At 71.5% G+C, this 22,135-nt stretch carries 22 protein-coding genes and 1 pseudogene; 13 read left to right on the top strand and 10 right to left on the bottom strand.

From position 1 onward, the window contains the following. Positions 1–68: 68 nt before the first annotated feature. The 9 genes from AB0M59_RS36825 to AB0M59_RS36785 are packed head-to-tail and all read left to right on the top strand — an operon-like array spanning position 69 to position 9,178. Positions 69–935 (top strand): TetR/AcrR family transcriptional regulator, encoded by an 867-nt coding sequence (locus AB0M59_RS36825; protein WP_364624677.1) that lies wholly within the window; start codon positions 69–71, stop codon positions 933–935. Continuing rightward, positions 932–1,825, top strand: coding sequence for a 3-keto-5-aminohexanoate cleavage protein (locus tag AB0M59_RS36820; protein WP_364624675.1), 894 nt, complete (start codon positions 932–934; stop codon positions 1,823–1,825). The genes AB0M59_RS36825 and AB0M59_RS36820 overlap by 4 nt, the downstream gene beginning before the upstream one ends. After that, complete coding sequence (locus AB0M59_RS36815) at positions 1,818–2,747, top strand: 3-hydroxyacyl-CoA dehydrogenase NAD-binding domain-containing protein (RefSeq protein ID WP_364624673.1); 930 nt, start codon at positions 1,818–1,820, stop codon at positions 2,745–2,747. The genes AB0M59_RS36820 and AB0M59_RS36815 overlap by 8 nt, the downstream gene beginning before the upstream one ends. Next, a complete protein-coding gene (locus tag AB0M59_RS36810; protein WP_364624671.1) occupies positions 2,740–3,162 on the top strand; it encodes a thioesterase family protein in 423 nt (140 codons plus the stop codon). Before AB0M59_RS36815 ends, AB0M59_RS36810 begins: the two co-directional genes overlap by 8 nt. A 33-nt stretch (positions 3,163–3,195) precedes the next feature. Further along, on the top strand, positions 3,196–4,755 hold the full coding sequence (locus AB0M59_RS36805) for an ABC transporter substrate-binding protein (protein ID WP_364624669.1): 1,560 nt from the start codon (positions 3,196–3,198) through the stop codon (positions 4,753–4,755). Between the two features lies 1 nt (position 4,756). Further along, positions 4,757–5,713: an ABC transporter permease gene (locus tag AB0M59_RS36800; protein ID WP_364624667.1), complete on the top strand. Its 957-nt coding sequence runs from the start codon at positions 4,757–4,759 to the stop codon at positions 5,711–5,713. Continuing rightward, on the top strand, positions 5,710–6,603 hold the full coding sequence (locus AB0M59_RS36795; protein ID WP_364624666.1) for an ABC transporter permease: 894 nt from the start codon (positions 5,710–5,712) through the stop codon (positions 6,601–6,603). The genes AB0M59_RS36800 and AB0M59_RS36795 overlap by 4 nt, the downstream gene beginning before the upstream one ends. After that, positions 6,600–8,147 (top strand): ABC transporter ATP-binding protein, encoded by a 1,548-nt coding sequence (locus AB0M59_RS36790; protein ID WP_364624664.1) that lies wholly within the window; start codon positions 6,600–6,602, stop codon positions 8,145–8,147. Before AB0M59_RS36795 ends, AB0M59_RS36790 begins: the two co-directional genes overlap by 4 nt. A gap of 8 nt (positions 8,148–8,155) precedes the next feature. Continuing rightward, positions 8,156–9,178, top strand: coding sequence for a serine hydrolase domain-containing protein (locus tag AB0M59_RS36785; protein WP_364624662.1), 1,023 nt, complete (start codon positions 8,156–8,158; stop codon positions 9,176–9,178). A gap of 122 nt (positions 9,179–9,300) precedes the next feature. On the opposite strand, the gene AB0M59_RS36780 is transcribed toward AB0M59_RS36785, so the two are convergent. After that, the gene (locus AB0M59_RS36780; protein ID WP_364624660.1) at positions 9,301–10,308 is read right to left on the bottom strand and encodes a LacI family DNA-binding transcriptional regulator; all 1,008 of its coding nucleotides are present in this window, start codon (positions 10,306–10,308) and stop codon (positions 9,301–9,303) included. 180 nt (positions 10,309–10,488) lie between these two features. Between AB0M59_RS36780 and AB0M59_RS36775 the strand changes: the two genes are divergently transcribed. Continuing rightward, positions 10,489–11,469, top strand: a complete 981-nt coding sequence (locus AB0M59_RS36775) for a hypothetical protein (protein ID WP_364624658.1) — start codon at positions 10,489–10,491, stop codon at positions 11,467–11,469. 21 nt (positions 11,470–11,490) lie between these two features. Continuing rightward, positions 11,491–12,666 (top strand): CaiB/BaiF CoA-transferase family protein, encoded by a 1,176-nt coding sequence (locus AB0M59_RS36770; RefSeq protein ID WP_364624656.1) that lies wholly within the window; start codon positions 11,491–11,493, stop codon positions 12,664–12,666. Here AB0M59_RS36770 and AB0M59_RS36765 read toward each other — a convergent pair. Together AB0M59_RS36765 and AB0M59_RS36760 are read right to left on the bottom strand one after the other, a co-directional pair. Further along, positions 12,651–13,109 carry a GNAT family N-acetyltransferase gene (locus tag AB0M59_RS36765; RefSeq protein WP_364624654.1) on the bottom strand — a complete coding sequence of 153 codons (459 nt, stop codon included), beginning with the start codon at positions 13,107–13,109 and terminating at the stop codon, positions 12,651–12,653. The two genes, AB0M59_RS36770 and AB0M59_RS36765, sit on opposite strands and share 16 nt — an antisense overlap. Before the next feature lie 2 nt (positions 13,110–13,111). After that, positions 13,112–13,867 carry a CoA ester lyase gene (locus AB0M59_RS36760; RefSeq protein WP_364624652.1) on the bottom strand — a complete coding sequence of 252 codons (756 nt, stop codon included), beginning with the start codon at positions 13,865–13,867 and terminating at the stop codon, positions 13,112–13,114. A gap of 114 nt (positions 13,868–13,981) precedes the next feature. Here AB0M59_RS36760 and AB0M59_RS36755 point away from each other — a divergent pair, with 114 nt between their 5' ends. Continuing rightward, complete coding sequence (locus tag AB0M59_RS36755; RefSeq protein ID WP_364624650.1) at positions 13,982–14,809, top strand: NAD-dependent epimerase/dehydratase family protein; 828 nt, start codon at positions 13,982–13,984, stop codon at positions 14,807–14,809. A gap of 97 nt (positions 14,810–14,906) precedes the next feature. Continuing rightward, complete coding sequence (locus AB0M59_RS36750; protein ID WP_364624648.1) at positions 14,907–15,092, top strand: hypothetical protein; 186 nt, start codon at positions 14,907–14,909, stop codon at positions 15,090–15,092. Positions 15,093–15,413: 321 nt separating this feature from the next. Here AB0M59_RS36750 and AB0M59_RS36745 read toward each other — a convergent pair whose 3' ends face one another. The 7 genes and pseudogenes from AB0M59_RS36745 to AB0M59_RS36715 form a co-directional block, all read right to left on the bottom strand. Beyond that, positions 15,414–16,046 carry a GntR family transcriptional regulator gene (locus AB0M59_RS36745; RefSeq protein ID WP_364624646.1) on the bottom strand — a complete coding sequence of 211 codons (633 nt, stop codon included), beginning with the start codon at positions 16,044–16,046 and terminating at the stop codon, positions 15,414–15,416. Beyond that, positions 16,046–16,708, bottom strand: a complete 663-nt coding sequence (locus tag AB0M59_RS36740) for an HAD family hydrolase (RefSeq protein WP_364624644.1) — start codon at positions 16,706–16,708, stop codon at positions 16,046–16,048. Before AB0M59_RS36740 ends, AB0M59_RS36745 begins: the two co-directional genes overlap by 1 nt. Positions 16,709–16,728: 20 nt before the next feature. Next, positions 16,729–17,580, bottom strand: a complete 852-nt coding sequence (locus tag AB0M59_RS36735) for a LysR substrate-binding domain-containing protein (RefSeq protein ID WP_364624642.1) — start codon at positions 17,578–17,580, stop codon at positions 16,729–16,731. Positions 17,581–17,607: 27 nt separating this feature from the next. Next, on the bottom strand, positions 17,608–18,363 hold the full coding sequence (locus AB0M59_RS36730; RefSeq protein WP_364624640.1) for an alpha/beta hydrolase: 756 nt from the start codon (positions 18,361–18,363) through the stop codon (positions 17,608–17,610). Between the two features lie 19 nt (positions 18,364–18,382). After that, on the bottom strand, positions 18,383–18,751 hold the full coding sequence (locus tag AB0M59_RS36725) for a DoxX family protein (RefSeq protein ID WP_364624638.1): 369 nt from the start codon (positions 18,749–18,751) through the stop codon (positions 18,383–18,385). Positions 18,752–18,811: 60 nt separating this feature from the next. Beyond that, positions 18,812–21,127 carry a glycoside hydrolase N-terminal domain-containing protein gene (locus AB0M59_RS36720; RefSeq protein ID WP_364624637.1) on the bottom strand — a complete coding sequence of 772 codons (2,316 nt, stop codon included), beginning with the start codon at positions 21,125–21,127 and terminating at the stop codon, positions 18,812–18,814. Between the two features lie 113 nt (positions 21,128–21,240). Next, positions 21,241–22,022 (bottom strand): annotated as a pseudogene (locus tag AB0M59_RS36715) (lipase family protein). Positions 22,023–22,135: the final 113 nt, after the last annotated feature.

Raw genomic sequence — 22,135 nt, 5'->3', positions numbered from 1 at the left:
CCCGTCAACCACAACGTTTCCGACTCGGATATTGCGATTATCGCAACGCGGGGTTACCGTCTCCTGGCATGGACGAAACCGCCGAGCTGCGGGACCGGGTCCGCGGTCTGGTCAAGACCATGCCGGGGGCCCAGCGGGAGTTCGCCGCCGCGATCGGGCTCGACGAGACGAAGCTGTCCAAGGCGCTGAACGGCACCCGCCGGTTCTCGCCGCACGAACTGGTCCGCGTCGCCGAGCACTGCGGCGTCACGGTCAACTGGCTGCTCAACGGCAGCGACGACGCGGTCACCGTCACGGCGGTGCCCGCGCCGGCCGCCCGCCTGGCGAGCGACGATCCCGACCACCTCGCCCAGTCCGAGCCGCGCCGCCGCATCCTGGAGACGGCCTGGGCGCTGATCGCCGAACGCGGCTACCACAAGGTGCGCATCGCCGACATCGCCGAGGCGTGCGGCACCAGCACCGCGACCATCCACTACCACTTCCCGAGCAAGACCGAGGTCCTCAACGAAGCGTTGCGGCGCAACGTGAAGCTCGCGTTCGACCGCCAAGTCGCCGAACTGCACTCCATCGAGGACGCGCACGAACGGCTGCACCGCCTGGTCGAGCTGCAACTGCCGACCGACGGCGTCCTGCGCGCCGAGTGGTCGGTGTGGCTGCAGGTGTGGAACGAGGTCTCGCTCGACCCGTCCTTCCGTTCGCTGTACCACGATTCGATCGGCCGCTGGGAACGCACGATCGCGATGACCATCCGCTCCGGGTGCGAGCAGGGTGTCTTCGCGGTGACCGACCCGGTCGCCGCGACCACCCGGCTCACGGCACTGATCGACGGCCTCGGCATCCAGGTGCTGACCGGCCGTCCGGGCAGCACCGCGGAAAGCATGCGCGAACACCTGCACGACTTCATCGAAAGCTCGATCGTCAAGGGAGCATCGTGAACCACGAGGTCATCGTCACCTGCGCCCTCACCGGCGCCGGGGACACCGTCGGCCGGAGCCCGCACGTGCCCGTCACGCCCGCCCAGATCGCCGCGAGCGCCGTCGAGGCCGCGAACGCCGGGGCCGCCGTCGTGCACATCCACGTCCGCGATCCCGAAACCGGGTCGCCGTCCCGGGACGTCGCGCTCTACCGCGAGGTCGTGCGGCTGGTGAAAGAGTCCGATGTGGACGTCGTGATCAACCTGACCGCCGGCATGGGTGGTGACCTCGTCATCGACCGGGAGGACCCGCTCAAGCCGGTCGACGGTACCGATCTCGTCAACGCGATGGACCGGCTGCCGCACGTCGAAGAGCTGCTCCCGGACATCTGCACTCTCGACTGCGGCTCGCTCAACTTCGGCGAAGGCAGCCAGCTCTACGTGTCCACTCCGGACATGCTGCGCGCGGGCGCCCGGCGGATCCAGGAGCTGGGCGTCAAGCCCGAGCTGGAGATCTTCGACACCGGGCACCTGTGGTTCGCGTCCAAGATGGTCGAAGAAGGCCTGATCGACGCTCCCCCGCTGTTCCAGCTCTGCATGGGCATCCCGTACGGCGCCCCCGTGGACCCCGGCCTGCTGCAGGCCATGGTGAAGCTGCTGCCGGAGGGCGCGCAGTGGGCGTCGTTCGCCATCGGCCGGGACCAGATGCCGTGGGTGGCGCAGTCCGTGCTGCTCGGCGGCCACGTCCGGGTCGGCCTGGAGGACAACCTCTACCTCGCGAAGGGCGTCAAGGCGACCAACGGGCAGCTCGTCGAACGCGCCGCCGGGATCGTCCAGGACCTCGGCGCCACCGTGGTAAGCGCTTCCCGCGCCCGCGAGATCCTCGGCCTGAAGGAGCGCGTCCATGTCTGAGACGGTCGCGTGCGTCGGCGCCGGCGTGATCGGCGGCGGCTGGGTCGCGCACTTCCTTGCCCGCGGCTTCCGGGTCCACGCCTGGGACCCGGCGCCGGACGCCGAAGCGAAACTCCGGCGGCTCGTCGACGCCGCTTGGCCGGCCCTGACGTCGCTCGGCCTGGCCGACGGCGCGAGCCGGGACAACCTGGTCGTCGCCGCTACCCTCGCCGAGGCGGTCGCCGACGCGACGTTCGTCCAGGAGAGCGCCCCCGAGGACCTCCCCCTCAAGCAGAAGCTGCTGGCCGAGATCGACGCCGTGACCCCGGCCGGGATCGTCATCGCCTCCTCGACCTCGGGCTACGGCATGACCGAGATGCAGGCCGACGCCGCGACCCCGGGACGTCTCGTCGTCGGGCACCCGTTCAACCCGCCCTACCTCATCCCCCTGGTCGAGGTCGTCGGCGGCGAACGCACCGAGGCGTGGGCCGTCGAGCGGGCCGCGGACTTCTACCGGCGCGTCGGCAAGTCCGTGATCACCATGGACCGCGAGGTCCCCGGCTTCATCGCCAACCGCCTGCAGGAAGCGCTGTGGCGCGAGGCCCTGCACATGGTCGCCCACGGCGAGGCCACGGTCGAGCAGATCGACACCGCCATCACCGACGGCCCCGGCCTGCGCTGGCCGGTCCAGGGCCCCATGCTCACCTTCCACCTCGCGGGCGGCGAGGGCGGCATGGCGCACATGCTCGACCACTTCGGGCCGTCGTTGAAGTCACCGTGGACCCGTCTCGATGCCCCGGAGCTGACCACCGAACTCCGCGACGCCGTCGTCGCAGGCTGCGAAGCCGAAGCCGGGGAACGCACCATCGCGGACCTCGTCGCCGAGCGCGACCGGGCGATCATCGCCATCCAGCGCGCGGTCGGGGAGGCGCGGAATGGCTGAGCTGTCCTACGACGACCGCGTCCGTCCGGAGTGGATCGACTACAACGGCCACCTCTCCGAGCCGTACTACGTCCTGGTCTTCGGGGACGCGACGACGCACCTGATGCACACCGTCGGCCTCGGCCCGGAGCGCAGCGGTTCCTCGCTGTACACCGTCGAAGCGCACGTCCGCTACCTGCGGGAAGTCGGCCCGGACGCCGATCTCGAGGTCACGACGAGCGTGCTCGACGTCGGCGGGAAGAAGGTCCGGCTCTGCCACGAAATGCGCGTCGCCGGGAACCTCGTCGCGACCGAGGAGATCCTGGCCGTCCACGTCACCGGGAGCAGAGCTTCCCCGCTCCCCGCCGAGGTCGCGGAGCGGCTGCGCGGCTACCTCAACCCGGTCCCGGACTACGCGGGGCGCGCCATCGCCTGACCCGAACGTCCGCTCCCACCGGAAGTCCCCACCATGGAAGAGCGATGCAGTCCTCTCACCCGGCGCCGGTTCCTGGCCGCCACCGGGGTCGCGGTGCTGGCCGCCGGTTGCGGCGCGACGTACGCCGCCCCGGTGCCGACCGGGCCGCCCCGCTCCGGCGGCCGGCTGCGCGTCGGCGTCACCGGCGGCGGCGCGTCCGACACCCTCGACCCGCACATCCCGGCGACCAACCCGGACATCGCGCGGGTCATCAACCTCTACGAGCCGCTCCTGAACCGCGACCACGACTACAAGCTGGAGTTGCTGGTCGCGCAGTCGCTGACGGCGTCGCCGGACGCCCGGACGTGGACCGCCGTCCTGCGCGACGGCGTCAAGTTCCACGACGGCCGCCCGGTGACGCCGGCCGACGTCGTCGCCACCTTCAAGCGGATCATGGACCCGAAGGACCCCAAGAGCGGCGCGGCCGGGCTGACCATGCTGGCCGAGGTGGCGCCGAGCGGCGACCGGGCCGTCGAGTTCCGGCTGAGCACGCCGAACGCGGGCTTCGACGACCTGCTCGGCCAGTATTCGCTGGGCATCGTCCCGGCGGACTTCGACCTGAAGCGCCCGATCGGCACCGGCCCGTTCAAGGCCGGCTCGTTCACGGTCGGGCAGCAGAGCACCTTCACCCGCAACGAGCACTACTGGCGGCCCGGGCAGCCCTACCTCGACGAACTGGTGCTGATCAACTTCGCCGACGACGACGCCCGCATCAACGCGCTGCTCTCGTCCCAGGTGGACGCGATCGACCAGGTGCCGGTGGCCCTGGTCGACGTCCTGCGCAGCGACCCGCGGATCGAGGTCCTCGCCGCCGAGACCGGCACGTGGCTGCCGTTCACCATGCGCGTCGACCGGCCGCCGTTCGACGACGTCCGGGTGCGCCAGGCCATGCGCCTGGTCGTCGACCGCGAGCAGATGATCAACCAGGTCCTCAGCGGACAGGGCAGGCTCGGCAACGACCTCTACGCGCCCTTCGACCCGGCTTACGCCAAGGAACTCCCGCAGCGCAAGCAGGACATCGAGCAGGCCAAGCGGCTGCTCGCCGAGGCCGGCCACGCCACGTTGACCGTCGAGCTGGTCACCGCGCCGATCCAGGCGGGCGCGGTCGAGGCGGCGCAGGTGTTCCAGCAGCAGGCGAAGGCGGCGGGCATCACCGTCAAGATCCGCAAGCTCGACACCACGACGTTCTACGGCGAGAACTACCTGTCCTGGGATTTCGCGCAGGACTTCTGGTACACCCGCAACTACCTCCCCCAGGTCGCCAACGGCTCGCTGCCGAAGTCGCCGTACAACGAGACGCACTGGCAGGACCCGGAGTTCATCGACCTCGTCACCCGCGCCGGGTCCACAGTGGACCCTAAAGTCCGGGGGGACCTGCTGGAACGGGCGCAGAAGATCGAGTACGAACGCGGCGGGCTGATCGTCTGGGGTTTCGTCAACCAGGTCGACGCCCACCAGAAGTACGTCGCCGGGCTCGTCCCGGACCGCACCGGGATCTCGCTGAGCGGCTACCGGTTCCGCACCGCCTGGCTCGGCACGAGCGGGGAGGCGTGAGATGACCGGACTGATCCTGCGCCGCCTGCTCGTCAGCGTGCTCGTGCTCTGGGTGGTGTCCCTGCTGGTCTTCGTCGCGACGCTGCTGCTTCCCGGCGACCCGGCGCGAGCCATCCTCGGCCAGCAGGCCACCCCCGAGCGCATCGCCGCCCTCCAGCACCAGCTGCACCTCGACCTGCCGGTGTGGCAGCGCTACCTCGACTGGCTCGGCGGGCTGTTCACCGGCGACCTCGGCACGTCGACGTCCACCCAGGGCCCGGTCACGGCCCTGATCGGCGACCGGATCTCGGCGTCGCTGGTGCTGCTGGTGGTCGCCGCGGTGCTCGCCACCCCGCTCGGGCTCGGCCTCGGCACGTGGAGCTCGATCCGCCGCGACCGCGCCACCGACCAGGCGATCTCCGGGGTGAGCCTGGTCATCGCCGCGCTGCCGGAGTTCGTCATCGGCGTCGCGTTGGTCGTGCTGCTCTCCACGACGGTGTTCAAGATCTTCCCGTCGGTGACGATCACCCCGCCCGGCGAGGCGGTGTGGCGCCAGCCCGCTCAGCTCGTGCTGCCGGTGCTCACGCTCGTGCTGGTCGTGACGCCGTACATCACGCGCATGATGCGGGCGACCATGAACGAGGTCCTCGACAGCGGGTACGTCGAGATGGCCCGGCTCAAAGGCGTGCGCGAACGGACCGTGCTGGTCCGGCACGCGCTGCCGCACGCGATCGGACCGGTCGCGCAGGTCGTCGCGCTGCAGCTGGCGTGGCTCGCGGGCGGCGTCGTGGTCGTCGAGTTCCTGTTCCGCTACCCCGGCATCGGCCAGGCGCTGATCGACGCGGTCGGCAAGCGGGACGTCGCCGTCGTCCAGGCGATCACGCTGCTCATCGCGGGCGTCTACATCGTGGTGAACCTCCTCGCGGATGTCGTCGGCATCCTCGCCGACCCGAAACTGCGCACGGAGGCAGGCCGATGACCGCCGTCGAACTCCCCCGCACCGCCACCCCGGACGCCCCGCCGGCCCGCCCGGGCGGGCTCTTCCGCACCGCGTGGACGTTCCCGCAGGCCAAGATCGGGACGGCGCTCACCCTCGTCGTGGTGCTGATCGCCGTGCTCGGGCCGTGGCTCGGGCCGGTGCTGACCGGGCACACCACGACCGACTTCGCCGGGAAGCCGTTCAAGCACGACGGCGTCTTCGGCACCGACGGCCTCGGCCGCGACGTCCTGACGCGGTTCCTCGCCGGCGGGACGACGTTGCTGCTCTACGCCGTGCTCGCGACCGTGCTCGGGATCGTCGTGGGCGCGCTGCTCGGCATGGTCGCCGGGTACGGCGGCGGCCGGCTCGACGGCCTGCTGATGCGAGGCAACGACGTCCTGCTGTCCTTCCCGCAGCTGGTGATCGCGCTGCTCGCGATCGCGGTGATCGGGCCGGAAGGCTGGCTGCTCGTGCTGCTCATCGGCCTGACGCACGCGCCGCGGACAGCGCGAGTGGCCCGGCAGGCGACCGTCGCGGTGGCGGGGCACGACTACATCCGCGCCGCCGAGATGTACGCCGTGCCGCGGTCGCAGATCCTGCTGCGCGAGATCCTGCCGAACATCACCGGCCCGCTGATGGTCGAGATCGGGCTGCGCCTGACCTACTCGATCGGGTACATCGCGTCGCTGTCCTTCCTCGGCCTGGGCATCCAGCCACCGTCGGCCGACTGGGGCCTGATGATCAACGAGAACCGGATCGCGCTGGTCGTCCAACCCTGGGGCGTGCTGCTCCCGGTGCTGGCGATCGCCGCGCTGACCGTGGGAACCAACCTGGTGGCCGACGCGCTCGCATCGGCCGCCGCCGGACGGAAGCGGGAGGCCCGCGCATGAACGCCGCTCTCGAGGTCACCGGGCTCGCGGTGTCCACAGTGGCCGGTTCACCGGTTCTCTCCGATGTTTCCTTCGCGGTCGCGCCCGGCGAGGTGCTGGCGCTGGTCGGTGAGTCCGGGTCCGGCAAGACGACCGCCGGGCTCGCCGCGCTCGGGCACTTCCGGCGCGGGCTCGCGGTGTCCGGCGGGCAGGTCACCGTGGGCGGCGTCGACGTTCTCTCGCTGGACATCGGCGGCCGGCGACGACTGCGCGGCAGCACCGTCGCCTACATCCCGCAGGACCCGGCTCTCTCGCTGAACCCGGCGTTGCGGATCGGGCTGCAGATCGCCGAGGTCGTGGAGACCCACGGCTACGAAGGTTCGGTCGACGACCGCGTCGGCGAGGTCCTGGAAGAGGTCGGGCTGCCGTCGGATGCGCGGTACCGGCGCCGGTACCCGCACCAGCTCTCCGGCGGGCAGCAGCAGCGCGTCGGGATCGCGATGGCGTTCGCGTGCCGGCCGGCCGTCGTGGTCCTGGACGAGCCGACGACCGGGCTGGACGTCGTCACCCAGGCTCTGGTGTTGAAGACCGTCCGGGCGCTGACCGCGGAGCACGGTGTCGCCGCCCTCTACATCACCCACGACCTCGCGGTGGTCGCCGAGATCGCCGACCGCGTCGCGGTGATGTACCACGGGGAGATCGTCGAGTGCGGCCCGGCGGTGTCGGTGCTGCGGTCGCCGTCGCACGCCTACACGCGGCGACTCTTGGACGCGGTGCCCGATCCGGGCGCCACCTCCGTGCCGCCGCCGCCCGAGGATCCGCTCCTCGCGGCGACGGGCGTGTCCGTCTCCTATGGACAGAACGTGGTGCTGCGCGGGGTGGACGTCTCGGTCGCGCGCGGCGAATGCCTGCTGTTGCTCGGCGAGTCCGGGTCCGGCAAGACGACGCTGTCGCAGTGCATCGCGGGGCTGACGCACTCCTACAGCGGGACGGTTTCGCTGGCCGGCACCGGTCTGGCGGCCGCCACGCGGCACCGGACCGACGAGCAGCGGCGCCGGATCCAGTACGTGTTCCAGAGCCCGTTCTCCTCGCTCAACCCCCGCAAGACCGTCGCCCAGTCGATCGAGGTGCCGCTGACGCAGCTGACTTCGATGTCGCGGTCCGAACGCCGCGCGCGGGTCGGTGAGGTGCTCGACCGCGTCCGGCTCGGCCGGGCGCTGGCCGACCGGCTGCCGGACCAGCTCAGCGGCGGCGAGCGGCAACGGGCCGCCATCGCCCGGGCGCTGGTGACCACGCCGGACGTGCTGGTGTGCGACGAGGTGACGTCCGCTTTGGACGTTTCGGTGCAGGCGACGATCGTCGAGCTGCTGGGCGAGCTGCGCCGGGAACTGGGGATGGCGATGCTGTTCGTGACGCACAACATCGCGCTGGCCGGTGAGGTCGCGGACCGGATCGCGGTCCTGCAGGGCGGCTCGATCGTCGAGGAGGGTCCGGTCCGGACGGTGCTGGACTCGCCGTCGCACGCTTACACGCGGGAGCTGCTGGCCGCGACGCCGCGCCTGTGAAGGGTGCGGTGGCGCCGGGGTTCGAGCCGGTGCGCGACGCGTTCGCCACCGTGCTGGGTCGGACGTCCGGCGGGGCGGCGTTCAGCGTCGTGCGCCGGGGCGAGGTGCTCGTCGAGCTGTGGGGCGGGCCGGGCTGGACGCGGGACACGCTCGTGGTGCTGTTCTCCGGCACCAAGGGCGTGGTGGCCACGGTGATGGCGTTGCTGGGATTCGACCCTTCGTCACCGGTGTCGCGGTACTGGCCGGAATTCTCCTCAGGGGATGTTTCGCACGTGCTGTCCCACACCGTGGGGCTGCCGTACGTCGAGGCGGACGTGTCCTTTCTGGACAATCAGGCGAACGCGCTGGCCCTGGCATCGCAACGTCCGTTGTGGACGCCCGGCGCGCGGGTCGCCTACCACGCGGCGACCTACGGCTACCTGTGCACGGAGCTGATCCGGCGGGTCACCGGCACTTCCGCCAGAGCTGTCGTGCGCTCCCTCCTGGGTGACTTCGATGTCCACCTCGGCACGCCGGCGTCGGAGGACCACCGCGTCGCGCGGGTGACGCGGTCGCCGGACTACCGGATCAGCACGTTCCTGCACGACCCGGCCCGGCGCCGCGTCGTGGACAAGATGTACCGCGGGCTGCTGGAGCCGGACACGATCAACTCGGCGGCGTACCGGCGGGCCGAGCTGGCCGCGGGCGGCGCGACCGGCACGGCGGCGGCGATGGCGCGGCTCTACGACCAAGTCTGCGCCGGACTGGTGCCCGCGCCGGTCCTGGCGACCGCGACCCGCACGTGGTCGTCGGGGACGGACGCGATCAACGATCGCCCGGTCCGCTTCGGCCTCGGCTACGAGCTGGCCGACTCCCTGGGGACGTACGGCCCGGCGACGGAGGCGTTCGGCCACTCGGGCGCGGGCGGCGGCCGGCACGGGGCGTGGCCGGAGGAGGGTCTCGGGTTTTCGTTCACGACGAGCGAACTGCAGTCCGAGGACACCGACCGGCGGGGCTCGCTGCTCCTGGAAACCCTGGCCGACTGTCTCTGAGCCCGGCCCGCCTTCCTGCGCCCCAATGTGGCCTTCGGTGCGTTCAACGCACCCAAGGCGGCCTTCGGTGCGTTGAACGCAACCAAGGTGGCCTTGGGGCGCTCGGGAACCGGCACTGGCGGTCAGGCGACCGTCGCGATCGTCTCCCCCGCCACCGGTGGGCACGTCAGCAACCGGTGCGGCGACGGCTCGCCCGACCCCGGCTCGACCAGCGACGCCAGCAGCCGCACCGCGGCCCGGCCCAGCGCCCGGCGCGGGACCTCGAACCCGCTGATCACCGGGCCCGCCGTCCCGGCCGGCGGCCGGCCCAGGACCGCCAGGGAGACGTCGCCGGGCACCGAGACTCCGGCCTCGTGCAGGGCCCGCCACGTCGCCTGGAACACCGCGCCCGTGTCGGTCTCCTCCACCACCAGCGCCGTCACGCCGTCGGCGAGCCAGCGCGCGATCGTCGCCGCGTCGAGCTCCGGGCCCGGCGTGCGGGTCACCGCGACCGACAGCCCCGCGCCGGCCGCCGCCGCGCGCACCCCGCGTTCGCGGTCCCCCGACGACGGTGCGTCGTCCGGCTCGCGCAGGTACCGCACGCGCGTGTGGCCCGCCCGCGCCAGCCGCGTGATCACCTCCGCCGACGCCGACACGTAGTCCGCGCCGACGTGCGGGATGCGGCCGCCCAGCTCGGTACGGCGTCCGATGTGGACGATCGGGAACGCCGCCGCCAGCAGGTCGGCGATCGCGTCCACCGGGACGTGCCGGCCGAGGAACAGGCAGCCGTCGGCCAGCCGGGTGCGGCGGATCCGGTCCGGTGCCGCACTCGACGCCGTGAACATGATCAGGTCCTTGCCGAGCGCCGCCGCCTCCGCCTCGACTCCGGCCAGGATCGGGTAGTACACGTCCGCGATGTCGGGGAACGCCGGCGTGAACGTGTACACGCCCAGCAGATTGTTGCGCGTGGCCGCCAGCCGGGAGGACACCGGATCGGGCACGTACCCCAGCCGCTCGGCCGCCTCCAGCACCCGCAGCTTCGTCTGTTCCGACAGCCGGACACCGGTGCGGTTGCCGCCCAGCACCACCGACACCGTCGCCTGCGAAACCCCGGCCACGCGGGCGATGTCGGCCTGCCGGACCTTGCCCATCGCCACCTCGCTCGGAGTCAGCTGATCCGATTCAGAGTGCAAGCCCGCGAAGGGGTCGTCAACCGTTTTGCCCGAAACTCCAGCAAACCTGTCCCGACCATACTAATACGTATTACTCCATTGACCTCGCCTTCGGACGCGTGCCACCGTCGCCGGACACGAGACCTCGAAGGAGCGGTCATGACCCTCACCCGACGCGGCCTGCTGGCCGGCGCCGCCGCGCTCGGCGCGGGCGCGATGATCCCGGCCGTCGCCACCGCCGCGCCCGCCGGCTTCCCCGACTACCGGTACCAGCGGCTCGCCCTCGTCAAGAGCAAGCTGCGCTACAACCCGACCGGCGAGCTGATCTTCCCCTGCATCCGCGGCACCAAGGGCCGCATCCCGAACGCGCTCGGCGCGTACTACCTCTACTACGCGCCGCACGACGCGCCGGGCGGGATTTGCCTGGCCTACGCGAACTCCCTCGACGAGGAGTTCACCGAGTACGCGGGCAACCCGATCATCAAGAACTCCTGGCCCGGCGAGTACTCCGTCAGCCACGTCTCGTCACCGCACGCGTTGTGGAACGACGACGTCAACCGGATCTACCTGTACTTCCACGGCGAAAACACCGTCACGCGCCTCGCCAGCTCCGCCGACGGCATCCACTTCACCTACGAGAAGGAGGTCCTCTCGACCCGGCTTCAGCCCGCGGGCACCACGGAGACGTCGTACGCACGGGTCTTCCGCCAGGACCTGCCGGCCAAGAACGCCCGCTACGTCATGGTGTTCATGCTCAACAACACCACGAACCACCGCGACATCGGCTGGGGCTGGTCGCCCGACGCGCTGAACTGGACGTTCTCCCAGACGCCGCTCGTGCGCCACACCGACGTCGGCGCGAACGACATCGGCGGCCCGCACCTGCTGTACCGCAACAACAGCACCTACGTCGTCTACAACACCGACATCGCGCACGGTGGCAAGCTGATGATCACCGAGGTCGGCAACGACTTCTCGAAGCGCACCCACCTCGGGACGTTCCACGCGCCGCTCGCCGGCGCCCCGGACAACGGCCGGTCCGCCGCGCCCAGCTTCGGCACCTACCAGGGCCGTGAATACATGATCTACGAGGCCGGCGAGCGGCTGGCCGGGAACATCGCCATCGCCCGCGCGGTCTGACCCGGGTGGCAGGATGCGGCCATGATCTCCCTGCCCCTCGACGGCGTCATGGTCGTGTCCTGCGAACAGGCGGTCGCCGCGCCGCTGGCCACCCGGCACCTGGCCGACCTCGGGGCCCGCGTGCTCAAGATCGAACGGCCGGGCAGCGGCGACTTCGCCCGCGCGTACGACGAGACCGTGCACGGCCAGTCCAGCCACTTCGTCTGGCTGAACCGGTCCAAGGAGAGCGTCACGCTCGACCTCAAGAGCGAGGCCGCGGGCCCGGTCATGGCGGCGTTGCTCGACCGGGCCGACGTGTTCGTGCAGAACTTCGCGCCGGGCGTCGCCGAGCGGCTCGGGCTCGGAGCGGCTTCACTGCGCGCCACGCGGCCGCGGCTGATCACGTGTTCGGTGTCGGGCTACGGCTCGAGCGGGCCCTACCGCGACGCGAAGGCGTACGACCTGCTGATCCAGTCGGAAGCCGGCCTGGTCTCGGTGACGGGGTCCGAGACCGAGCCGGCCAAGAGCGGCATCCCGGCTGCGGACATCGGCGCCGGCATGTACGCGTTTTCCGGCATCCTCTCCGCGCTCTACGACCGCGAGCGCACCGGGCACGGCACCGAACTGGAGGTCAGCCTGTTCGACTCGCTCGTCGAGTGGATGGGGTTCCCGCTCTACTACGCCGGCTACGGCGGCACGCCCCCGCCGCGGACCGGCACGAGCCACCCGGCGATCGCGCCCTACGGCACCTTCGCCGCGGGCGACGGGACCGAGCTGGTGCTGGCGGTGCAGAACGAGCGCGAGTGGGCGGCGTTCTGCGAGCACGCCGTCGAGCGGCCGGAGTGGGTCACCGACGAGCGCTTCGCGACCGGCAGCGCTCGCGTCGCGTATCGGCCGGCCCTGGAACGCGAGATCGACGCGATCTTCGCGCGGTTGACCGGGGACGAGCTGGAGGCGCGGCTTCGCCAGGGCCGGATCGCGCACGCGCGCCGCCGGGAGCTGCCCGACGTCCTGGCGCACCCCCAGCTGACGGCGCGCGACCGCTTCGCCGACGTCGCGACGCCGGGCGGGCCGATCCGGGCCACGCTGCCGCCGATCACGGTGCCCGGCCGCGCGCCGCGGATGGACCCGGTGCCGGCGCTCGGCGAGCACACCGACGCGGTGCTGGCGGAGTTCGGCTTCGACGCGGCGGCGGTGCGAGGTCAGGGCGGCGGGTAGCGCAGGGCGATCTTGTGTTCCCGCGGACGGCCGGTCTCGACGAAGCCGATCCGTTCGTAGAAGATCTTCGCACGCTTGTTGACGTCGAGGATTTCGAGCACGACGGCTTGGCCGCGCGACGCCGCTTCGGTCACCAGGCTCAGGACGACGTGCCCGCCGAAGCCGCGGCCCTGGTACACCGGATCCAGCTCGATCCGGCCGAGGACGACGTCGGACCCGGTGTCTTCGACGGTCAGCACGCCGGCGTCGTGGCCGTCGACGGTGATGATCTGCGTGTGCTCCGCGTCGAAGTTCTTCTCGTGGTGCTCGCGTTGCGCCGACTCGTCCCAGCCCCAGATCGCCTCGACGTATTCGCCGAGCGCGCTGCGGTGCAGCTGGAAGCAGAACTCGTCGTCACCGGACCGCAGCCTGCGCAGCGCGACCTTGTGCGTCTTGCGGCGCATGCTCACTCCCCCAGGATCCGCCGGGCCCGGTCCAGCACCGGCTTGTCCAACATCCGGCCGTCCACAGTGGACGCCGATTCCCCCGCCGTCAGCACTCTACGCGCCCACTCCCGCTCGGCTTCCGTCGGCGCGAAGCCGGCGCGGACCGGCTCGATCTGGCGCGGGTGGATGCACAGTTTCCCACCGAAGCCCATGCGGCGCGCGTAGCGGACGTCGGCCTCGAGCGTTTCGTCGTCGCGCAGGTCCGTGGTGACGCCGTCCACCGGCGGCGCCAGCCCGGCCGGCGCCGAGGCGATCACCAGCCGCGAGCGCGCGTAGGCGAACGGCTCCGGGTCTTCCGGCGCGACGCCGAGCTCCGCGGCCAGGTCGACGCTGCCGAACGCCAGCCGCCTCACCGACGGGACGGCGGCCAGCTCCCCGGCGCGTTCGACGCCTCGCGCGGTCTCGACGAGGGCCACGACTTCGCGGAACCCGGCGAGCACCCCGGGCGTCTCGGCCTTCGGCACGACCACCGGGATTCCGCGGGCGGTCACGAGGGCGGCGTCGGCCTCGAACCAGGGCGTGCCCGGGGCGTTGATCCGCACCATGGCTTCGTTGCCCTCGAGCCAGCTTTCGACGTGGGTGCGCGCGGCGTCCTTGTCCGCCGGGGCGACGGCGTCTTCGAGGTCCAGGATCACGACGTCCGCGCCGCTGTCGGCGGCCTTGCCGAAGCGGTCGGGGCGGTCGCCGGGCACGAACAGGAACGTCGTCGCGGGCACGGGCCCAGAGTAATGCCCTGCGGGTATCACAGCGAGCGGAAAGGGTCTTGGACGCGAGGGCCCCGCAGCGCCGAGAGTCGGAAGGGAACCACCACGACCACGAAAGGTCCCACGATGAAGGTCTTCCTGACGGGCGGCTCCGGGTACGTCGGCCGTCCGACGGTCCGCGCGCTCATCCGGCACGGTCACGAGGTGAGCGCCCTGGCGCGCAGCGAGGCTTCGGCGCGGGTGCTCGCCGAGCTGGGCGCGTCTCCGGTCCGCGGCGACCTGACCGCCACCGACGTCCTCCGCTCAGCCGCCGCGGCCGCCGACGGGGTGATCCACCTCGGCCAGCACTACGGCGACGACACGGCGGAGGTCGACCTCGCGGCGGCGAAGGCGCTGCAGTCCGGCCTCGGCGACCGCGGGCCGTACGTGCACACCGGCGGGGTCTGGGTGTACGGCGACACGGACGGTGTCGTGGACGAGGACGCGCCGCAGAACCCGCCGCCGATCACGGCGTGGCGCCGCGCCAACGAAGAGCGCGTCCTGTCCCACGGCGGGCACCCGGTGCTGGTGATGCCCGGCCTGGTCTACGGCCTCGGCGGCGGGCTCATCGAGACGTTCTTCGGCGCCCCGGTGCCCCTGATCGGCGACGGCGCCAACCACTGGGCGCTCGTCCACGTCGAGGACCTCGCCGAGCTGTACGTGCTGGCGTTGCGGGCGCCGGCCAAGTCGGTCTATGCGGGGGTGAGCGGGCAGAACGTGCGACTCGCGGACATCGTCTCGGTCCTCGCTGCCGGGAATCCGATCGCTCGCCTCACCCTCGCCGAAGCGGTCGAGCGGATGGGCCCGATCGCGGAGGCGTTCGCGCTGGATCAGCAGCTGACGCCCGCCCGGGCGCGCCGCGAGCTGGGCTGGACGCCCCGGCACCTGGACGCGCTGGCGGAGCTGCGCGGGTAAGGGATCGCGGAGCGCGGAGTGCGCGTTCACCCGATGCGGCGGCGGTCCCCTCAGGATGAAAGTGGGGTTCCTCGGAAGGACTAGGTGAGGAACGACCATGCGAGGCGACTGGATCTACGACTGGGTGCGGGTGGAGATGGAGTACCGGGCGGGGCCGCCGCCGGCGGTCCGGCGGCCGCGTGAGGTGCGTCCGGCACCGCGCCATTGGGCGGCGCTGTGGGCGGGGTTGTTCTCGAGCCACCGGGCCGAGGTCGGACCCGAGAGTTCCGCGGCAGGCTGCTGACGGCCGGCCGGGTAGTCGACGAGTTCGCCGGTGCAGCCGATGTCGAACCCGCTGTCGACGCCCCGCGGTCTGAAGCGGCCGGCGGCGCGGCGCCCGGTACCAGGGCAGCTGGCCAGGGTTCCGGCATGGTCGAGTGGCCGGACCGGATGACGGTTCGGTGGCACTGGCGCGGCCCCGTTGTCTTGAATGAGTCATTCAAGACCTCCGAAGACCTGAATGACTCATTCAAGACATCGGCGAAGCCGCCGCCAGGCAAGCCACCGCGACTTCGCCGGAGGCCTTGGGCAGCTCGCGGGGACCCGGCCGGCCGGCGAGCCCGGCTCAGAGGTCGAGCAACCCCGAGCGGGCGCGCTCCAAGTGATCGCGCATCTCCGCCTCCGCACTCGCCGGGTTCCCCGAGCCGATCGCCTCCAGCAACCGCCGGTGCTCGACCGCCAGCGCACCCGGATCCGGGTACGACCCCCGCAACCGGGCCAGGCACAGCTGCATCTCCTCCTGCAGCGGCGGGTAAATCCGGCTCAGCCGCACACTTCCCGCCGCGTCGACGAGGGCCAGGTGGAACGCCGTGTGCGCCTCCACCCGCTCGCTCCAGCCCGCCTCCGGCGGCAGCGCCTCCAGCGCCGACAACGCCGCCGACACCCCGTCCAGCGGACGCCGCTGCCCGACGATCAGCCGCGCCGCCGTCAGCTCCAGGGGCAGGCGGACCGTGAACAAGTCCCGCACGTCGGAGTCCGTCAGGACCGGCACCCGCAGCGACCGGCCGTCGGACCGCTCCACCAGGTGCCGGGCGACCAGCTCCTGCAACGCCGACCGCACCGTCGGGCGCGCCACGCCGAACGTCGTCGCCAAGCCCTGCTCCGTCAGCGGCGTCCCCGGGGGAAGCTCGCCGCTGAGGATCCGGCGGCGCACCTCCGCCACCAGCGCGTCGCGGGTGTTCGTCGTCTGCAGCACCATCAGGACGCGTGCACCCGCTCCACCGTCGCGACCAGGTCCGCCAGATCGGGCAGCACGGCATCGGCGATCGACGGATCGTGGGCCTCGGCGTGCCGGTTGATCCAGACGCGCCGGATGTCGAGCGCCTGCGCCGGCACCATGTCGTGGAAGTGGCTCTGCGCGATGTGGACCCAGTTGTCCCGCGTGGCATCGAAAGAAGCGGCGAAACGCGAGAAGTGCGCATAGCCGGGCTTGTACGAACCGACGTCCTCGGCGGTCACGATCGCGTCGATCGGCACGACGAGCCGCCGCTGGGTCTCGCCGATGAGGTCCCGGTCGCAGTTCGTCAGCAGCGCGAGGCGCCAGCCCGCTTCGCGCAACGCGGTCAGCGCCGGCCGGACGTCGGGGAACACCGGCCAGTACGGCAGCCCGGTCCCGAGCACGGACGCGTCGTCGGGCACCAGCTCGACACCCGCTTCGGCCGCGGTCCGCCGCAGCGACTCCGCGAGCACCTCCCGGTACCGCCGCACCGGCTGTTCGGCCTGCACCCGCGGTTCGATCCGGTTGTAGACCTCCAGCAGCTCCGCGCCCCGCCCGGGGAACAGCAGCTCGATCCCGGTCGCGATGCCGTGACGCCAGTCCACCAGCGTGCCGAAGCAGTCGAACGTAGCCCATCGAGTCATACTGTCAGTCTGATATACGGTTATACCGAACGCAAGATCTCCGCGAACGCATGGACGAGCGGCGACCGCCGTGCCGCGACCCACGCCAGGCACACCTCGTTCGGCGGCAGGTCCTCGATCGGCACGTGGGCGACGTCGGGACGCGTGTAGTACTCCGACGTCGACCGCGGGATCACCGCGATCCCCCGCCCGGCGGCCACGTGCTCCAGCTTCTCCTCGACGCTCCGGAACCCCCGCCACCGCGGCGCCGTCCCGTCGCGCAGTTCGACCGCGACATCGCGCCACTCCGGCACCGCGTCCGGGTCGTTGAGCAGGTGCTCGTCGGCCAGATCGCCGACGAGCACGGACTCCTTGCCGGCCAGCCGGTGGTCCGCCCGCACGACCGCCACCCGCGGCTCGGCGAACAGCGGCCGCAGACTCAGCCCCTGCCGGTCCACCGGCAGGCGGACCACGCTCACGTCGGCGCGGCCGTCGTGGAGCACCTCGGTCTGGTCGTCCCACGTCGTGCGCAGCAGCTCCACCGACACGTCCGGGTACCGCGAGGAAAACGAGCGGACCGCGTCGGTGACGGTGATGCCGGGCATGAACGCCACGGTGAACGTCCCGCGCGCGGCCGTGGCGACCCGCCGCTGCAGCGCCGACGCCGAGGCCAGCAGCGGACGCGCGTCCTCCAGCAGCTGACGGCCCGCTTCGGTCAGCGAGGTGGACCGCTTGTCCCGCACGAACAACTGCGCCCGCAGCTCGCCTTCGAGGACCCGGATCTGCCGCGACAGCACCGGCTGCGCGATGTGCAGCCGGGCGGCGGCGCGCCCGAAGTGCAGTTCTTCGGCGACCGCGACGAAGTACCGCAGCTTGCGCAGATCGACGTCCACTCCGGCCTCCCTGAGACCTCCAGGGTATTACGCGTGCGCGGCGAGGAACTTCGCCAGCGCCGGGTTCACCTCGTCCGGGTGGGTGTAGCTGAGGAAGTGCGCGCCACCCTCGACGACGACCAGGGGCTCGGCCGCGGGCAGCGCGTCCACCAGCTCGGACGCCCGCTCGACCGGGTACGCGAGGTCCGCCGAGCCGTGCAGGACCAGGACCGGACACGCGATCTCGCCGACGCGCGAGAGCACCGAGTCCCGGTCGACGAGCGCCCCCATGGTCAGCTTCAGCTGATCAGGCGCGACCGACGTCCACCGCTCCTTCCACTCGTCCACCGGGAAGCCGCCGAAGCAGATCTGCGCGACACCGTCGAGCACTTCGGCCGGCGCGCCACCGCTCACCCACGCGTCCAGCACCGCCCGGTAGCCGGCAGCGACCGCGGGGTCCTCCGCGGCCGCCGATGTCCCGAGCACCGCGAGCGCCGTGACCCGCGAAGGGGCCAGCAGCGCCATCCGCAGCGCGACGAACCCACCCTGGCTGGTCCCGACGACCGCCGCGCGCGAGACGCCGAGCTCGTCCAGCACCGCCAGGACGTCCCGGGCGACGTCCCAGTAGTCGAACGGCCCGGTGGCGGGCGTGCCGCCGTGGCCGCGCTCGTCGACCGTGACGCACCGGAAGCCGTCGAACGCCGCGACCTGCGGGGCGAACATGCGGCCGTCCATCAGGAAGCTGTGCAGCAGCACGACAACCGGGCCGTCGCCGCCGTGGTCGGTGTAACCGGGAAGCGTCATCGATCCTCCGAACGAGCTGTCAGCCGGCGAACCGGCCCACCGCGACGAACACCGCCAGCACCAGCAGCACGACGTTCATCGGCAGCGCCTTGGTCTCCTTGCGCCGCCCGTGGACGATGATCGCACCGATCTGGATGATCGCCAGTCCGGTCGCGGCCAGCGGGGTCAGCACCGGCGCGATGTCGAGCGCCCACGGCAGGACCAGGCCGATCGCCGCGAGGATCTCGATCCCGCCGATCGCCTTGACCGCCGGCCCGGAGAAGTCCGCCGTCCACCCCATGTTGGGGTTCTCCAGCAGCTTCTCCCGCGGGGTGGCGAGCTTCATGCCCCCGGCGAAGACGTACAGCACGGCTTGCAGGCCGGCGGCGATCCACAGGGCGAGGTCCACGGTTACTCCTGAGGTCCGGAAAGGTGGTTGAACACCACATCAGTTTCCGGAGGTTACACCTCAACTTGGCTGGACGGTGACCGACTGCCCGGGCCGCAGGCTGATCGTCCGGCGCCAGCCACCGGCGCGCACCTCCGTCCGGGTCCCGCCGACGCTCCGGACGACCGCCCGCTTCACCTTCCCGTCGCGCCAGGACAGATCGACCTCGAAGCCGCCGCGCGCGCCGATACCGGTCACCCGGCCCGACCGGGCCCACGCCGAGGGCAGCGCCGGCAACAGTTCCAGGACCCCCGGGCGCGAGTAGACGAGCATCTCCACCATCGCCGCCGGGGCGCCGAGGTTCGCGTCGATCTGGAAGATCGTGTAGCTGCCCTGGCTGTACATGTCGAAGAAGTTCGGCGCGGTCCCGTTCCCGTTGGCGACCGACGGGCGCAGCACCGTGAGCAGCAGCTGGTACGCCTTGTCGGCGTCCTTGAGCCGCGCCCAGCACGCCGACCGCCACGCACACGCCCAGCCGTAGCTGTCCATCCCGCGCGCGACCAGCAGCGCGCGGACGCCGTCGAGCAGCTCCGGGGACGCGGTGTCGGTGGCGATCCGGTCGCCCGGGAAGAAGCCGATCAGCGGGGAGAGGTGCCGATGGGTCGTCTCGCCGAGGTTGTCCGGCGACATCCACTCCTCGAGCCAACCCGTCGTCGGGCTCACCTTCGGCAGGTACAGCTTCTTCTGCAGCCCGGCGATCCGGTCGCCGGACGCGCGATCCCGGCCGAGGACCGCGACGGCTTCGCGGTAGTGGGCGAACAGGTCCCAGACGATCTCCTGCGAGTACGTGTTCCCCAGCGTGTCCTGCGGGCCGTGCTCGGGCGACCAGTCGTGGTCGTCGACGAGCACCTCGCGTCCGTCGACCGTCATCGGGACCAGCCGCGCCTCCCAGAACTCGGCCGCGCCCTTGAGCAGCGGGTAGATCCGCGCGAGGTACGCCTTGTCCTGGGTGAACGCGTAGTGGTCCCACAGCGAGTTGCACAGCCACGCGTTGCCGGCGGGATGCCACCACCAGCCCGAGCCGCCGTAGATGTTGGTCGAGAACGCGATCGCCCAGCCGCCGATCTTGCCGCTGGTGTTCCGGAACCTGTTGCGCGGGTCGTTGAACAGGCGTTTCGTGCTGTCCGTCCACACGGGAAGCTGCGCGAGGCAGTAGTCGGCCAGGGCAGTGAAGCTCCCGGGCAGCGCCGCGCGGTCGGCCAGCCAGTAGTTCATCTGCAGGTTGATGTCGGTGTGGTAGTCGCTCATCCAGTCGGGCGTGTTGGTGTTCTGCCACAGCCCCTGCAGGCCCATCGGCAGCCCGTCGCGCGAGCCGGTGATCGTCAGGTACCGCCCGAACTGCAGGTAGCTCGCCTCCAGCTCTGGGTCGGGCGTCGCCGGGTCGTCGTGGCGGGCCAGCAGCCGCGACCACGAATCGAGCGCCCGCCTCGCCGCGGGCGACTGTCCCAGGTCGACGGTCATCCGGTCGTAGAGCCGCCGGTAGTCGGCGACGTGCGTGGTCAGCAGCGCCCCTCCCCCGGCGCGCAGGGCCTTCGACGCCTTGTGCTTTGCGAGCGCCAGGGGGTCGAGCGACGCGTCGAGGAACTTCCGGGCGGCGTCGGGCACGTAGTTCGTGCCGCCGCTGAGGACGATGACGACTTCGCGGTCACCGCTGAACTTCACGCCGCCGGACGCGTCGACCGTGCACGCGTACTTCAGGCCGTTGTCGAACGTGCCGGTGAACGCCGCCGCGCCGGACGGGGTCTCGCCGCGCGTGGGCTCCAGCGACACCGATCCGGTGACGGGCCCGCCGCTGAGCCGGATCACCACGACGTCGTCGGGGTGGCTCGCGAAGTACTCGCGGCGGTACCGCACCCCGTTGTGCCGGTAGGTGATCAGGACGACGCCGTTGCTCAGGTCGAGCGTGCGGCGGTAGTCCGTGACGCCGGTGTGCTGCGGTACCGAGATCCGCACCTTGGCCAGCAGGCCGAGGGTGCCGAACTTCTCGCGCTCGTAGGGGAACTGGCCGTCGTCCTCGAGGACGTCGTTGGCGCCGCCGGTCCACAGTGACGCGTCGGCCAGGTAGAGGAAGTCGGCGGCCGGGTCGCCACCGACCAGCGCACCGATCCGACCATTGCCGATCGGCAGGCCCTGCTCGATGATCTTGTCCTCGGCGGCGGGAGCCGGGTACCACAGCGTCGTCGCCCGGCTGTCGGGAACGAGCTCCGCGTCAGCCGGGCGGACGACGTCCGCGCTTGCGGCGAAAGGACGAACGCCACTGAGGGCAATCCCGGCGCCGACCGCGCCGCCGAGCTTGAGGAAGGTGCGGCGCGAGGGCGGGACGGAAGGGTTCGACATGTCGGATCCGTTCGGCGTTGAAGGCGGGGACCGGCGTGAAGCCCGCCAAACATATGACCTATCCGGATCCGAGGTCAAGATTCTTCGTAATTAATCCGATTACATACGAGACATCAGCAGGTGCGCGGTGCAGGCTTCCCGGCCAGCCGGTCGTGGATGTAAGCCAGCGCTCCCGGCGCGCCCTGGACCGCGACCGTCACGTGGTCGCCGATCGGAATCCGGTCGTACCGCATGGTCACGCCCTCCGCGCAGTACTTCCGCACCAGCGCGTCCACCGGCGGCGTGAGCGCCAGCTCGTCGAAGATGCCCTGGTAGAAGTACGTCGGCGAGCCCGGCTTCCGAGTGCCCATGACGTTCTGCGCGATCACCTGACGCACCGCGGGCACGTCCAGCAGCTGCGGCACGGTCGTGTAGTCCGCCATCCGCCGGAACGCCTGCGTGACGCTGAACTGGCTGATGCACTGCTTCCCGGCCTCGGCGAAGGCCCGCTTCCCGCGGTCGTTCAGCAGCGTGTCCGTGTCGATCTCCGGATAGGCACGGCTGAGCCCGACGGCGGCGCCGATGTAGATCCCCGACAACGGCCCGCGTCGATCCGGCGCGCGACGTACTCGATGTCGGCCGGCACGCCACCCGCGGCGACCCCGGCGAACTTCAGCTCCGGCGCGTACGACGGCTGCACCTCGTTCGCCCACTGGCTGGCCGGCGCGCCGCCCGAGTAGCCCATCAACGCGGTCGGCGTCGATGCCCCGGACAGCCCGGCGGGCGCGAAGGACTGCGCCGCGCGGATCCCGTCGATGACCCCGTGCGCGGTGTTCAGCCCGGCGGTCCACTCGGAGTCCGGGCCGTCGTAATCAGCCGTCACGACGGTGTGGCCCGCGGCGAGCAGCGGCACCATGAGCGCCAGCTCTTCGGCGGGCAGCGCGGTCCCGGTGGCCAGCACGTACGACGGTGCGCAGTCGAGGCTCAGCCCGTCCTGCGCGGTCTGGTACGAGACCAGGGTCCGCGGCC

The organism is Amycolatopsis sp. NPDC051371 (assembly GCF_040682155.1).
Lineage (GTDB): Bacteria > Actinomycetota > Actinomycetes > Mycobacteriales > Pseudonocardiaceae > Amycolatopsis.
Note: the sequence above shows the minus strand (reverse complement) of the source record. Positions and strands in the feature narration are given on the sequence as shown.

Excerpts from the sequence above, each read along its gene's own strand:
- AB0M59_RS36825 (WP_364624677.1), top strand. The coding sequence starts at position 69 with ATGGACGAAACCGCCGAGCTGCGGGACCGGGTCCGCGGTCTGGTCAAG.
- AB0M59_RS36815 (WP_364624673.1), top strand. The coding sequence starts at position 1,818 with ATGTCTGAGACGGTCGCGTGCGTCGGCGCCGGCGTGATCGGCGGCGGC.
- AB0M59_RS36810 (WP_364624671.1), top strand. The coding sequence starts at position 2,740 with ATGGCTGAGCTGTCCTACGACGACCGCGTCCGTCCGGAGTGGATCGAC.
- AB0M59_RS36805 (WP_364624669.1), top strand. The coding sequence starts at position 3,196 with ATGGAAGAGCGATGCAGTCCTCTCACCCGGCGCCGGTTCCTGGCCGCC.
- AB0M59_RS36800 (WP_364624667.1), top strand. The coding sequence starts at position 4,757 with ATGACCGGACTGATCCTGCGCCGCCTGCTCGTCAGCGTGCTCGTGCTC.
- AB0M59_RS36795 (WP_364624666.1), top strand. The coding sequence starts at position 5,710 with ATGACCGCCGTCGAACTCCCCCGCACCGCCACCCCGGACGCCCCGCCG.
- AB0M59_RS36790 (WP_364624664.1), top strand. The coding sequence starts at position 6,600 with ATGAACGCCGCTCTCGAGGTCACCGGGCTCGCGGTGTCCACAGTGGCC.
- AB0M59_RS36780 (WP_364624660.1), bottom strand. The coding sequence starts at position 10,308 with ATGGGCAAGGTCCGGCAGGCCGACATCGCCCGCGTGGCCGGGGTTTCG.
- AB0M59_RS36775 (WP_364624658.1), top strand. The coding sequence starts at position 10,489 with ATGACCCTCACCCGACGCGGCCTGCTGGCCGGCGCCGCCGCGCTCGGC.
- AB0M59_RS36770 (WP_364624656.1), top strand. The coding sequence starts at position 11,491 with ATGATCTCCCTGCCCCTCGACGGCGTCATGGTCGTGTCCTGCGAACAG.
- AB0M59_RS36765 (WP_364624654.1), bottom strand. The coding sequence starts at position 13,109 with ATGCGCCGCAAGACGCACAAGGTCGCGCTGCGCAGGCTGCGGTCCGGT.
- AB0M59_RS36755 (WP_364624650.1), top strand. The coding sequence starts at position 13,982 with ATGAAGGTCTTCCTGACGGGCGGCTCCGGGTACGTCGGCCGTCCGACG.
- AB0M59_RS36750 (WP_364624648.1), top strand. The coding sequence starts at position 14,907 with ATGCGAGGCGACTGGATCTACGACTGGGTGCGGGTGGAGATGGAGTAC.
- AB0M59_RS36745 (WP_364624646.1), bottom strand. The coding sequence starts at position 16,046 with ATGGTGCTGCAGACGACGAACACCCGCGACGCGCTGGTGGCGGAGGTG.
- AB0M59_RS36740 (WP_364624644.1), bottom strand. The coding sequence starts at position 16,708 with ATGACTCGATGGGCTACGTTCGACTGCTTCGGCACGCTGGTGGACTGG.
- AB0M59_RS36730 (WP_364624640.1), bottom strand. The coding sequence starts at position 18,363 with ATGACGCTTCCCGGTTACACCGACCACGGCGGCGACGGCCCGGTTGTC.
- AB0M59_RS36720 (WP_364624637.1), bottom strand. The coding sequence starts at position 21,127 with ATGTCGAACCCTTCCGTCCCGCCCTCGCGCCGCACCTTCCTCAAGCTC.